Genomic DNA, 13,254 nt, shown 5'->3' on the forward strand with positions numbered 1-13,254 from the left:
ACCAGCCTTGAACACACACACTAAGCGTAAAATGGGGAAAGGAAGAGACAGGTGAAAACAAACGATTTTTTTCAAAAAATGAGGAAACGTCTGCTGGATGAACTACATCAGCATCCGGAGAATGACGAACGGGACACGGAATTCGCGCAGGAGACCATTGGCGAGCTTTCCAACTATGATAACCACCCTGCCGATCAGGCAACAGGTCTGTATGAAAGGGAAAAAGATATAGCGCTTGAGCAGCACGCGGACCGAGGCATTCAACGGGTGAAACAAGCGCTGGAAGCAATCGATGAAGGAACGTATGGAACATGTGAAACATGCGGCAGAGAGATTCCAATGGAACGGCTGGAAGCAGAACCAACGGCCATGCAGTGTATTCAGCATGCCTATGAAGAAACGGGGGAGTACCGGCCGGTGGAAGAAGACAGACTGATCCCCGGCAAGGGGGGGTTTACATCTGTAGAAACCTCAGAAATTGAAAACGGCCGTTTCGATGCTGAGGAAACCTGGGAACAGACCGCAGCTTACGGTTCCTCGGATACGCCGCAGGACACGTATGAACCGTCAAAAGCATATGAAGGGCTGTTTGGCAGTGATCAGGAAGAAACCGGGGATGAGGAAATGCTGGATGGGTTCACGATGACAGACAGTGAAGGCCATCCCATTGACGTGGAGCGGGATGTCGATTTTTCGAATATTTATTTACGCCGATAAAAAAGCTGCCGGGCGTACTGCCGGCAGCTTTGCACTAATTAATGCAAAAGGAGACGGCTGGATCAGCCGTCTCCATTATTGTGTTGAATGGCGGATGTGATGGTTCCATCTTTGATCCGGTACAGGCCCGGTTCATCCACTTTGATATCGCTGTCTGCCTCCAGGCATGCCTGCATCTCGTCTGTAATCTGAATGACCATGAGATACCCGGAGCGTTCCAGATCCTCTGTCAGCTCCTCCCCGTGTTCGTCTGTCGTGCACTGCGTGTGAATAAACGTACTGGCTGTCATTCGTTCATAGCGCATCAAGTGCCGCAGGAAGCCGCGGTCGGATTCACCGAGATCATTGATGATGGTGATGCGGGTGTTTTCGGAGATCGGTTCTTCCTGTCTTAAATCGGTCAGCAGGGAAGAGGCAGCTTTACGCGGAGCAGCTTCTGTATTTTCCTGATGAAAAAATCCCTGTACTTCCCCGGCGTAAGGAACAAATACAAGAAGGCCGGCCAATACCGCCGCGGCACTTCCCGTTCGAAAAAGCACATCCGTATGCTTCATGAAGGTGCGGATGGTAAATACCATGATAATGCCGGTGCAGAAAATAACGATCGACGACTGATACCTGTCAAAACCAGCGAGATATTCCGCTTCCACCTCCGGCATCAGATAGAGATACATGAGATACAGCAGCGCGGTGTATATCACATAAAACAACCCGGCAGACAGCGTCGCGCACACGAGAGGAACCGGTATCCGGCCCGTACGAATCTTAACGGCAGCGGCCGTAAACAGAACGGTAACGAGAGCCGCAATCAGCCCCTGTACAAGCGGGGAGGATAAGTCAAATCCCGCACGGGCCACCATCGGAAGCAGATTGTTAATCAGTTCCGGGGACTTGTCGATATCTGTAAGCGTCTCCTCGGTAATGGCGAATTTACTGTCTTCATATTCAGACGTATTGTAGGCTTCTTCAATATAGCGGGACCATAACAGATTGAAAAAAAGCGGGAGCACAATGGTCCAGCTGATACTCCAGATCATGGACTTAAGCGTTTCTTTCCAGCCTCCGCCGTATTTTCGGAGGTATCGTATCAACAAGGCAATCATCCACAAAACAGTAAACGCAAGAAAGATTTTGCCGCTGTCCTTGATGAGAACAAGCGCGGACAGCATCGGGAACAGCAGTACACTCATCGTTTTCCAGTTGTTTTTATAATAAACAGCTGTGACGACTGCCGCTGCAGCGATATAGCCGAGCAGGGGGTCGACCAGCAGACTGAAAATGCTGGAACTGTTCACCATCAAGAGAACAGCCGGGATGAACAACGTTGCCGCCGCGTGGACCGGCTGCTTCCAGGAGCAAAAGAGAAAAAGCGGGGCCAGTGCCCCTGTAATAAGGATAGCCTGGGCAATCAGCGCCATGCTCTCTGAAAAACCGGTGAATGACACCAGGTAGTAGGCAAAAAGGGCCGATCCGGGCGGGTATGTGGTATATGTAATAATTGTCGATTCATCCGGCAGGCTGTTCGACTGAAACAGTTCTTTCACAATCAGTCCCCAATGGCTGAAATTATCATAGTGCAGAAAGATTTCATCCTGAAGCATGAGAATAAAGAAAGCGGAACCTGCTGCAAAGAATACCATTCCCGGGCTGAATATGCCGGAAAACAGGCTGCGATCCCGCAGAAAAAGAAAGACAGCATAACAAAGCGCGAGAAGACCGCCTCCGAACAGGACATAAGCTGTTTCGGCGAGCACATGCAGCAGACCGCCGAGAAAGAGGACAAGAATCGTTCCCGTGAACAGAACCAGGGGAAGGACGGCTGGCGCAATGCGGTATTTTACGTACAGCACCACACCGTATCCCGCAAACGAAAGCGATACAAGCAGCAGCATGATTAAGACGTTAATAATCGTTCACCTCTCTGCCGATGTAAGAAGCTTCTCTTTTAAACACCCAGTTCCGCTGAATATAAAAGCTGAGTAAAAACAGGAGGGAATCAACGGCGATTTTAATCGGGACTTCATGCCCGCCTGCTGTATGGTACAGCACGTAAACCCCGCCGGCGGAAGCCCCCATCTGGACTGCCGCTAGCGTATAGTACTTCACAAGCGTACGGGCGGGATAATGGTTCGATTTAAAGACCACATGCCGGTTTACTAAATAATTAAACAGGGACGACAGGACCCTTGCGAGCACGGTTGCCAGGATGATGAATCCCATCGGCATCAGTGCTTTGAATATGGCGGAAAATACAGCGAACAGCGTGACGTCCACGACAAAGGAAGCAAGGGACGAAAAAAGAAAACGTAAAAAGACATAATATATTTTGATCGAATCCAGGATCGGGTGAAAATGGGAGGATTCATTGTCATTCATATAGATCGTCTCAATGGTCACTTCTTCAATCGACCGTTGGTTGGTCCGGCAGGCCAGTATCATTCTCATTTCGAACTCATAGCCGTCGCCCTTGATCTCGAGCAGTTCTCCGGCAAATGCTGCCGGAATGCCCCGGAGGCCTGTCTGGGTATCGGTCAGTTTCATGCCGGAAGCCGCTTTTACGACCATTTTTGTTAAGACGTTTCCAAACCGGCTCCGCAGCGGAATATCTTCCCCTGAAAAATCACGGACACCGAGAATCAAGGCTTCCGGCTGCTCGATCAGGCCATCTGCTGTTTTCTTTATATCTTCCGGACGGTGCTGGCCGTCCGCGTCCGCTGTGATCAAACCTGTCCCATTCGGACGATAGGTGCTGTAATAGGAAAAAGCTGTCTTCAGCGCTTTTCCTTTTCCCTGATTTTCCTGGTGCCTGAGCACCCTGCAGGAGGAAAACTCCTCCAATGTATCAAATATAGAAGCGCAGGAAGCGTCACTGCCGTCATCTACAATAATAATGTCATCGAACGATTCTCTGCTCAATTTACGTACAAGCTCCAGTAATTGTTCATCCGGATTGTAGGCGGGAATGACGATGGAAACTCCCTCATGCTGTTCAGCCATCGACGATTTCCCCCTTTCTTTATTAAGGCTGCCGTTTTCGACGAAATAAAACACTCATGAGATAACAACATGAGTGTTCTGCCGCCGGGCCGGCGCTGTTGTTTTTCTCTGAAGGGATGTATGACTGCATGGCATTATTCCCTGAATGTCGTTTCTTTACACTTTTTAATCTTATAATAACAGATTTTGTTTTTCCATGACTATTCAATATTAACCAAATGATCAAAATGCAGATATTGCACCCCATCTTTCGTCTGAAGATGAAACTGCTGCTGTTCGTGATTAATATAGTGGCAGGTGCCGGTGATGTGATAAAAGAAACCGTTCTTCCAGCAGGTGAAACAGAGGGTACGGTTGGAGCGCATCGCCTCGCCGAGTATCCATTCCAGCTCTTCCCACCGCTGAGGATCAAGTTCCGGCTTTTTGACCTTTTTCTGCTCCTTTTGATGCTGAAGCCATTTTTCCCTGTGCTCGGGAAGTATCATGCGGGAAGCCTCCCAGCGCATGTTGGAGCCCGGTGTCAGTTTATTTCCTTTCATGATGCATCCCTCCTTGCTTTTATTATATGCAAACATTTGTTCCTTTAAAAGCTTTAATATTTTCCAGCGTCAGAAGCTTCATGACTATAAGAAAACACTGGAATATACTATAATAGAAAAAACGAAGAAATCGGAGGTGTCGATATGGCTTCCATGAGGGTGTGCCCGAAATTCGAAGAAGCTTTTCAGCTGTTGGGAAAGCGCTGGATCGGCATTATTATCCGTGTGCTCGAAGACGGCCCGAAGCGTTTTAATGAAATTGCTGAACAAATTCCGGAAATCAGCAAAAAAATGCTGACGGAACGGCTGAGAGAAATGGAAGAAGAAGAAGTCGTGCAGCGCGAAGTCTTTCCCGAAACCCCGGTACGGATTATGTATTCGCTGACAGAAAAGGGAGAGGCAATCACTCCTGCGCTGGCAGAAATACAGAAATGGGCGGATAACTGGGTGGACGCTGGTACAGACGGAACGGAATGAAAACCATGTGAAGTAAAAGGGATAAGGTGTGAGGAAGGCCCGTGCTGATGCAGGGGATTTCGTTTTTCACTTGACTTACTAAAAGTAACCTGATATATTTTTGTTACTTAATAAAAGGAGGGTCTTATATGTCTTTATTAGCAAGTACAGGGCTGTTCATTATACGGCTTGTTATTGGATTAAGTTTTGCTGCCCACGGCACGCAGAAACTGTTCGGCTGGTTCGGGGGCCATGGATTGAAAGCGACCGGAGGATTTTTTGACTCGATCGGCATCAAGCCGGGTTATACCATGGCGCTCACAGCGGGCCTGCTTGAATTCGTCGGCGGGCTGTTGTTTGCCCTCGGCCTGCTCACTCCGGCAGCAGGTATCATTATCGCTGTTACGATGCTGGGAGCGATCATCAAAGTCCATGGTCCGAACGGTTTCTGGGCAACCGACGGCGGTTATGAATATAATCTGATGCTGCTTGTCATCGGAATTGGATTTGTTTTCACCGGAGCGGGTATGTTCTCGCTGGATGCCCTTATATTTTAATCGAAAGGAGAAACTGCTATGTCTGCCGCACTTCCAGATGATGCCGCTGTCGGGTCTGTTGTATTAACGATTGCAGATCTGCATAGGTCTCTTGAATTTTATGAAGGCCTGCTTGGATTCCAGGTTATTGGGAAAACGTCCCAAACTGCACAGCTTTCGGCCGATGGGCGGAATACGCTGATCGTGCTGGAGGAACGGCCGGGCGCCGTCCCGAAGCCGCCCCGCACGACCGGTTTGTATCATGCAGCAGTCCTGCTTCCGGACCGCCCGTCGCTGGGGCGTATTCTGCGCAGACTTGTCGAACAGGACTACCCGCTGCAGGGAGCGGCGGATCATGACTTCAGTGAAGCGGTGTATCTGCCGGATCCCGATGGAAACGGGTTGGAACTGTACAGAGATCGGGACCGCAGTCAGTGGACGTATGATGAGGAAGGCTGGGTGCAAGCTCCGACGGTGCCAATGGATGCCGATGGAGTGCTGCGTGCCGCAGAGGGACAGGAATGGAACGGCATGCCTGCTGAAACGGTCATCGGTCATATTCACCTGCACGTCGGCGATCTGGAAAAAACGAAAGCCTTCTATGTCGACGGACTGGGCTTTGCGCCGACGGTTTACATGGGGGACCATGCTTTGTTTGTAGCTGCCGGCGGGTACCACCATCATATCGGCCTTAACATTTGGGCGGGAAAAGATGCCCCCGCCCCTCCGGAACATGCTGCCGGGTTGAAAGAATACACTGTTACCTTTTCGGATAGACAGGAGCTTGGCCGGGCGCGCTCCCGCCTGATAGAAGCGGGTATCGCCTTTGAAGAGCAGGACGGTGCGCTGTTAACCGAAGACGCCTCGCATAATCAGGTCCGTCTGGCGGTGCGATAGCGGCTGTACAGGAAACCAAACAGCTTTCAGATAGAAGGCTGTTTGGTTTTTTTGTGATAAACTGTGATACGAAGCAAAGCAGGAAAACAGGCAGGCAGCGGCGAATGTAAAAGGCAGAAGGAGTGGAGTCAGTGATGCGTATAGTTGATGCTCATTTTCATATTATTGATCCGGCTTACCCTCTGCACTCCAATCAGGGATATGTTCCTCCTGCCTACCGTCTCCAGGATTACCTGGCGGATATGGAACCTTTCTCCCTGGCAGGGGGCGTGGTGGTATCGGGATCGTTTCAGGGATGGGACCAGACCTATCTGACGGACACCCTTGAAGCCCTCGGGAACCGCTTTGCGGGAGTGACACAGCTTCCTGCTTCTGTCACGGAAAAAGAAGTACAGTACCTTCATGAAAAAGGGGTGCGCGGCATTCGTTTTAATCTGAAACGAGGGGGCCGGTGGCAGTTGGAGGATATGGAGAGACTGGCGCGCAATGTATACAACTGGGCCGGCTGGCACTCCGAGCTGTATGTGGAAGCGGCCATGCTGAATGAGTTAAAGCCTGTGATCCACCGTCTGCCTGCTGTCGTGGTGGATCACCTCGGGCTGATAAAAGACGGCTTTGACACCCTTGCCGCGTTAACTGCCGAAGGAGTAAGGGTGAAAGCCTCGGGATTCGGACGTGTAACCTTGAATGTAAGGGAAGCTATGACGCGGATATACCAGGAAAACCCTGCAGCGCTCATGTTCGGCACCGATCTGCCCTCCACCAGAGCACCGCGTCCGTTTAAGACAGACGACATAGAAATAATAACAGAAATGTTTGATGAAACGGCACAGCGTAAAATCCTGTATAAAAATGCGGAGACGTGGTACCGCATACCATCGTCGGACAAGGAAGGATGAACATGCCGATTATCTGTATCGAAGGCCCGCCGGGTGCTGGGAAGACGACCGTTGCACTTGAACTTGAAGACAGGTACGGAGCATATGTTATCCCGGCATCGTCGTTCCGGGAGCGCAAACAAGACGCCTGGCAGGAGTATATCGATGAGCAGGAGCGCTGGAGGCTGGCAATGGAAAAATACCGAAAGCATGCGGTGGTTGTTCTGGACGGTGATCTGTTCGCCCCGCTTTTCTCGGCCTCGATACTGAACCGGCAGGACCATCTGGAGGAGCTCCTTCATTATTTTCGTCCGGCTTTCATGGAACACCGTATCGGAAGCCCGGATCAATATGTTTATCATGATGCTTCCCCGCAGATTCTTCAGCGCCGGCAGAACACCGGGCGGACATTGCGGAAAACTGTGCCGGCAGACGCACACCGGCGGTTTTACACCAATTTCTGTATGATAAAAACGAGCGCGGGACGGGAGGCAGAAGCGGCCCGCAGCATTATGAAAACGCCGGCCCCTGTCCCGGTAAAACGTTATGATCCAACGTTTTTTCAATCGATGCAGCACCTTCTGCGTGAGCGGTAAACCACGCGGGTTTTCTCTGTGATAAAATGAAAGACACAGGAAAGAGACTACATATAGAAAGGACGATGGAGATGGGTGAACCAGATTTTAGAGCGCGATCCCCATGGGCTGCGTTGAATGACGTGGAGAATGTAGCCATTGCCCCGCTCCGGACAGGACGGCTTCAGGCGGATATCACGATCCCGGGAAGCAAGAGTTTCACGAACCGGGCATTAATCATGGCGGCTCTGGCAGAAGGGCGCTCCACCCTGTCCGGCATTCTGAAAAGCGACGATTCCTATTGGTGCATCGATGCGCTTCAGAAACTGGGAGCCAGGGCAGACGTCAGCGGGGATACCGTGATCATGGAAGGTTGCGGAGGAAACTGGCCGGTGGAAGAAGCCGATCTATATATCGGCGCAGCCGGTACTATAGCGCGATTTCTGCCGGGAGCACTGGCCGTGGCAGGGAGTGGAATGTTTACTGTTGAAGCAAGCAGACGGATGAGTGAACGGCCGGTACAGCCCTTGATGGATGCGCTGCAGAACCTCGGTGCCGATGTGGAATACCTTGAGAACGAAGGGTTTTATCCGCTCCGGGTCCGCGCGCAGGGGCTGAAGGGCGGCATGGTCTCCATTTCCGGCCGGATATCCAGTCAGTTCATCAGTGGACTGCTTCTTGCCGGCCCGTATGCTGAACACCCCATGGAGATCCGGATCCCGGATTACATCGTCCAGCACGCCTATGTGAAAATCACGCTGGACCTTATGAAACAGTTCGGTGCTGATGTGGAATATAATGACGATCTGACCGAAATGAATATTCCGTCCGGCGGCTATAAGGGGCAGAATATGGCGCTTGAGGCGGATGCGTCAACGGCCAGTTATTTCATGGCGCTGGCAGCGCTCAATAACGGCCGCATCCGTATCAACAATCTCACGATGCAGACCAATCAGCCGGATATTTACATGGTCGATGTTTATGAAAAAATGGGATGTACCGTCACCAGAGGAGAAAATTATATTGAAGTGCAGGGGACCCCGCAGCTGAAGGGGAACTTTGAAATCAGTATGAAGGAAATGTCGGACCAGACGTTAACGCTGGCGGCGGTCGCCCCGTTTGCGGACGGTCCGGTAACAATTACCGACGTGGAGCATATCCGTCATCATGAATCCGACCGGATTTATGCCGCCTGCACGGAACTTCGGAAAATGGGCATCAAGGTGGAGGAGTTTTCGGACGGCCTTAAGGTTCACCCCGGCACGCCTGTCGGTGTGGAACTCCATTCCTACGATGACCACCGCGTGGCGATGGCCCTGTCTCTTATCGGAACGAAAGTACCCGGGGTATCCATTGAGGACCCCGGCTGCGTGTCCAAAACCTGCCCGACGTTTTATGAACTTCTCGAACAGCTCGGCGTTTCGGTTTCTTATCAAACAAAATAAGGTGAAGCAAAAGTGATGCTCCAACAAGCGGGCATCTCTTTTTGTATGTGGGCCGCGGCCGACTGGTGCTTTTCTGCGTCATACGGACGGAAAGCGGCGGAAGAATACCGAAAACGTAAGTATAAACCGTTTATAAGACCGTTTTGAAAGGCCGGATGCCTGTCAACGTAACATAGAACAGGTCATAGCGACGTTTATCGTACACAGGAGTAGTCCAAACGTAAGCATGGGAAGAAGACGGTAACGTTTCAGGCAGCTTTCGTGGTATTTCACCGAACTTCCGTTATGATTTTTCTTTAACTGATAAAAAAGTGTTAAATGGATGTTTGGTTTGTATGGGTTTGGAGGAAATTCCCTCCATTAAGGCATTTCATAATAAGGAGAGACTGCTGTATTGGACTTACCACTCATCTCCGGGTGCGAGAATCGGGGCGCTGCCTTCAATGGTTTCCGGGGATTTTAGGCCCATGGTGGTATTGATGCATACGACCGTTTCCTCAGAGTCTATCCAGTTGTCCTCACGGAGACGCCTCACTCCGGCAAATGCGGCTGCTCCTTCCGGACCGGTGAAAATGCCGTCTTCACAGGCAAGCAGGCGCTGTTCGGAAAGAAGGTCTTCGTCGCAAACGGCGACGGCGGAACCTTTCGTTTCATAAATGGCTTCCAGAATAAGAAAGTCCGCCTTAGAGGCTCCTGTATTGATGCCAAAAGCAGCCGTATAAGTCTCCGGCCGGGTATCTGCCTCGGTTTGTCTGTTTGCAAAGGCGTGTACAACAGGAGCGCAGTTATCTGCCTGAACGGCGACCAGTCTCGGCATTTTCCCCGACCGCACCCATCCCAGTTCAATAAGTTCCTGAAGTGCTTTATATATTCCAGTAAAGGTAGTTCCGGATCCGACAGGACAAACAATGACCTCGGGAAGCTTCCACTGCAGCTGTTCAGCAAGTTCCATGGCCAGCGTTTTTTTCCCTTCGATGCGGTACGGTTCTTTGAAAGGAGACGCATTGAACCAGCCGTGTTTTTGAGCGGAATATTGTACAGCATCCTCTGCATCACTAATAAACCCGTTGATCAGCTGAAGATCGGCTCCAGCGGCGGCGCATTCTTTTCTCGTTGTAAGCGGAGCTTCCACCGGCATCACAACATGGGAGGCAATAGATGCCCGGCTGCCGTACTGCGACCATGCTGCGCCGGCATGACCGTTTGATGCCAGGGCGATCTCCCGTACCCCGTATTCATTTAATTTGGAAATCCCGGAAGCAGCACCACGGGCTTCGACGGAACCAGACGGGAGAATGCCCTCATCCTTGAGCCATAACGAGTCTATATCGTACCGAGCGCCGGTTGACGGCATAGGCAGAACCGGGGTCATGCCTTCCCCGAGAGAAACAATGTCTTTCTCTGAATGAACGGGGAGTAATTCATGATACCTCCACATCGAGGGAGGGCGGACCATGACTGCTTCTTTACGAAACTGGATTTTCAATGCATCCATGTCGTAGGCTGCCAGAAGCGGCGAACGGCATGAACAGACATGCTGCGGTCCGTCCGCATCATATTTACGGCTGCACCGTGGGCAGTACAAATGGGAAAGGTAGCTGTAAGCTTGGAACACGATGTTTTCCCCCTTTCTTAATCGTCCGCGGTCATCATCCGGACTGAAGATAATTCATAATGGTATTCTGGTTAAAAGGGAGAAACTCATAGGGCGCATGGACACTAAAAGAAATCTCATTGTTTTTAAGGTCAAACTGTTCCGCCCGAACCTGGATACTGCTGTGGCTGATCTGGGTCACAGCGACGTAAATGTTTTCGCGGGCGGGATGTACACTTATCCACTCCGGCATTTCATAGTTTCGTTTAATATACTGCAGCACCTGGCTGTTTGGGAGCTGGAGTCTTCCGAGGCGTATGGATTCCTGCTGCAGGATAAGATCACCGTTCTCCTGTACTTCGGGGACAAGCTTCACTGTCGCAGGGATCTGTTGGTTAAAGGCTTTAACAGAGCCTGATAACTCCACCCTGGTGTTCAGATCCACACTGTAGGATACGTTCTGTGTCTGCGGAAGCCGGCTGATATATTCATCGATTAATTGATTCAGGTTTTCCCTGTCTGATTCAATCGTGAAAGCAACATCCCGGTCATCTGTTTCCCCGGGTGATGAAGGAACGGGGGCGGAAGGCGGAACGTTCAGTACAAGAAACAGCCAGAGAACGACTCCCAGATTGACCGTGAAAAGGGATAAAAATAACCATTTCCATACTGCTTTTTTGTTGATCGTTCTAGTCATTGCCGTTCTCCTCATCTGTCCCTGTCTGATTCCCGGTTTGGTACTCTTTCAGATCAGGTTCCATGTAATCCAGGACCCGTTCGGCCATGGAAGCATATCCTCTCTGATTCGGGTGGAAATTATCGTTGGAGAAATAATCTTCCCCCGCATACTGGAAGATGTCGCGGATCGGAATGAAAACGGCATTCTCCTGCTCTCTTACGACCTCTTTTCCAATGCTGTTCCAGTCGGTGATGATCTGATTTAATTCCGGAATGTCGGAAAAGTACATATTAAAAGGGTTGTAAATACCGATCAGATAGATAACCGCCTCATCATTATCCTGCCGGATTTTTTCGAAAATCGAAGTGAGTCTTTCTTCATACGGTTTTTTTTCTTCTTCAAACGGTTCATAGGTAAGATCCGTCAGGTTGGATCGTAGAATTTTCATGATGTCGTTGGCACCGACGGTCAAAAGAACGATATCCGCCTCTTCCACGGAAGAGGAAATTTTAGGTTTATCCAGCCGTTTCAGTATCTGATCGCTTCGATTCCCTTTCTTTCCATAGTTCTGGATACGAATGGAGGCATCCGGAACACTTTTTTTGATCGATTCTTCCAGGATTCCGACGTAGCCGCCATTGTTGGATGAGTCACCAGTTCCTTTTGTCAGGGAGTCCCCGACGGCTGTAATGTTTAAATCGGAGGAAATGAAAAGACTGCGGGTTTCATTGACCACAGAAGCGACGGCGTCCTGAATCCCTCCGTCAAAAGATGGGTTTCCTTCATCGGCTGCCGTCTCTGTATCAGAGGAAGAAGCGGCGGAATTGTTCTGCTGCTCCCCGGACGAGTCATTGGGTGAAACGGAAGGTGTGTCTTCGGGAACAGGGCCGGAGAGGTAGGTGCTGAGAAACCATGCCCCCGTTGGCATCATCAGTAAGAAGATGAGGCCGGTTAAAATGAAGATCTTTTTTTTCATGTGGCATCACACCTGCACATTATCGTTTCACTATGGAGAATATCCCAACAGAATGGGATGTTCCACGGTTCATTATTTCATTGTATGAGAATATCATACGTGTTTCGAAAGAAAATATAGACACTTAGAAAAAGATGTTCTGCTTTTATTGTATCAGGTTAAGGGCCGGGAAGGAAAAACATACTCCCTCCCCGGAAAAAGAAAATGGAGCATATCTTGTAAGACAGCTCCGATTTCCTGCGCCTATGCAGTTAAGTAATCGAGATCGACTTCTATCGTTTCTTTCACATCATCAAAGCCGTACTCATCTTCCACCTCTCCTGTGAATGTCAGCTGCAGGCGGTCTGCTTCTTCCGGTACATCGACCTTGTAATAATTCGTATTCTTTTCCGTTTCTCCTGGGCGAAGGGTTGTCTGTATATCTTTTTTCATGCTGCTGTTTTCCTGTTCAGGTATCGTAACGGAGTTTTCAATGACATCACCATGCTCATCCAGAACGGAAACAGATATAAAGTTTTCGTTATGGGTCAGGGTAATATCAGAAGAAGGATTTGGATTTTCGATATAAGGGTGAAAATAAATGGTCTGTTCTTCCGGATTTGTATATTTCAGCCCGACTTCCACCCGTTCTGTCAGCTGCTTGTAATCATGACTGAACGTCGGGGTGGCAAAGAAATAAAAAATAGCAGCACCGGCTCCTATTAAGACGACCGGAAGCAGCCATTTGAGTAGTTTATGGGAAAGCATGATTCTTCACACCTTTTCGTAGTAAATTGCAGGCCTGAAAGGGAACCAATTTCTGTCTGTCCTATTATTATAAATCAGCTGCAGAAGAGCGAGAAGGTTGAGGACAAACCGTTATTTAGACTTAATATGTGTGTCATACCATTGAAAAAAAGTACATAAAGCGTTTGTTCCATCCTGTAAGACGAATGGGAGGGGATGTTCGTTTCAGTTTTCTTCCA

14 protein-coding genes are annotated in these 13,254 nt (G+C 49.9%); 7 read left to right on the forward strand and 7 right to left on the reverse strand.

From position 1 onward, the window contains the following. Positions 1-51: 51 nt before the first annotated feature. Positions 52-717: a TraR/DksA C4-type zinc finger protein gene (locus ACW9JV_RS00615; protein ID WP_457330312.1), complete on the forward strand. Its 666-nt coding sequence runs from the start codon at positions 52-54 to the stop codon at positions 715-717. A gap of 62 nt (positions 718-779) precedes the next feature. On the opposite strand, the gene ACW9JV_RS00620 is transcribed toward ACW9JV_RS00615, so the two are convergent. The 3 genes from ACW9JV_RS00620 to ACW9JV_RS00630 all read right to left on the reverse strand — a co-directional run bounded on the left by ACW9JV_RS00620 (position 780) and on the right by ACW9JV_RS00630 (position 4,253). Then, positions 780-2,567: a hypothetical protein gene (locus ACW9JV_RS00620; RefSeq protein ID WP_457330314.1), complete on the reverse strand. Its 1,788-nt coding sequence runs from the start codon at positions 2,565-2,567 to the stop codon at positions 780-782. Positions 2,568-2,619: 52 nt separating this feature from the next. Continuing rightward, complete coding sequence (locus ACW9JV_RS00625; RefSeq protein ID WP_457330316.1) at positions 2,620-3,714, reverse strand: glycosyltransferase; 1,095 nt, start codon at positions 3,712-3,714, stop codon at positions 2,620-2,622. Between the two features lie 200 nt (positions 3,715-3,914). Continuing rightward, complete coding sequence (locus ACW9JV_RS00630) at positions 3,915-4,253, reverse strand: YolD-like family protein (protein ID WP_457330318.1); 339 nt, start codon at positions 4,251-4,253, stop codon at positions 3,915-3,917. A 144-nt stretch (positions 4,254-4,397) separates the two neighbouring features. On the opposite strand from ACW9JV_RS00630, the gene ACW9JV_RS00635 reads away from it, so the two are divergent. From ACW9JV_RS00635 to aroA, 6 genes are all read left to right on the forward strand, one after another. Further along, positions 4,398-4,730 (forward strand): winged helix-turn-helix transcriptional regulator, encoded by a 333-nt coding sequence (locus ACW9JV_RS00635; protein WP_457330320.1) that lies wholly within the window; start codon positions 4,398-4,400, stop codon positions 4,728-4,730. Between the two features lie 128 nt (positions 4,731-4,858). Next, complete coding sequence (locus ACW9JV_RS00640) at positions 4,859-5,266, forward strand: DoxX family protein (protein WP_457330322.1); 408 nt, start codon at positions 4,859-4,861, stop codon at positions 5,264-5,266. Between the two features lie 18 nt (positions 5,267-5,284). Next, positions 5,285-6,142 (forward strand): VOC family protein, encoded by an 858-nt coding sequence (locus ACW9JV_RS00645; RefSeq protein WP_457330324.1) that lies wholly within the window; start codon positions 5,285-5,287, stop codon positions 6,140-6,142. A 134-nt stretch (positions 6,143-6,276) separates the two neighbouring features. After that, positions 6,277-7,041: an amidohydrolase family protein gene (locus tag ACW9JV_RS00650; RefSeq protein ID WP_457334519.1), complete on the forward strand. Its 765-nt coding sequence runs from the start codon at positions 6,277-6,279 to the stop codon at positions 7,039-7,041. A 2-nt stretch (positions 7,042-7,043) separates the two neighbouring features. Further along, positions 7,044-7,616, forward strand: coding sequence for an AAA family ATPase (locus ACW9JV_RS00655; protein ID WP_457330326.1), 573 nt, complete (start codon positions 7,044-7,046; stop codon positions 7,614-7,616). A gap of 65 nt (positions 7,617-7,681) precedes the next feature. Next, positions 7,682-9,040: a 3-phosphoshikimate 1-carboxyvinyltransferase gene (gene aroA / locus ACW9JV_RS00660; RefSeq protein WP_457330328.1), complete on the forward strand. Its 1,359-nt coding sequence runs from the start codon at positions 7,682-7,684 to the stop codon at positions 9,038-9,040. A gap of 400 nt (positions 9,041-9,440) precedes the next feature. Here aroA and ACW9JV_RS00665 read toward each other — a convergent pair whose 3' ends face one another. The 4 genes from ACW9JV_RS00665 to ACW9JV_RS00680 form a co-directional block, all read right to left on the reverse strand. Next, the gene (locus ACW9JV_RS00665; protein WP_457330330.1) at positions 9,441-10,655 is read right to left on the reverse strand and encodes a threonine synthase; all 1,215 of its coding nucleotides are present in this window, start codon (positions 10,653-10,655) and stop codon (positions 9,441-9,443) included. Between the two features lie 34 nt (positions 10,656-10,689). Continuing rightward, the gene (locus ACW9JV_RS00670; RefSeq protein ID WP_457330332.1) at positions 10,690-11,331 is read right to left on the reverse strand and encodes a YpmS family protein; all 642 of its coding nucleotides are present in this window, start codon (positions 11,329-11,331) and stop codon (positions 10,690-10,692) included. Beyond that, positions 11,324-12,289 carry an SGNH/GDSL hydrolase family protein gene (locus ACW9JV_RS00675; RefSeq protein WP_457330334.1) on the reverse strand — a complete coding sequence of 322 codons (966 nt, stop codon included), beginning with the start codon at positions 12,287-12,289 and terminating at the stop codon, positions 11,324-11,326. The genes ACW9JV_RS00670 and ACW9JV_RS00675 overlap by 8 nt, the downstream gene beginning before the upstream one ends. Positions 12,290-12,532: 243 nt before the next feature. Further along, positions 12,533-13,036, reverse strand: a complete 504-nt coding sequence (locus ACW9JV_RS00680; RefSeq protein WP_457330336.1) for a hypothetical protein — start codon at positions 13,034-13,036, stop codon at positions 12,533-12,535. Positions 13,037-13,254 lie beyond the last annotated feature (218 nt).

Source organism: Salibacterium sp. K-3 (assembly GCF_054052005.1).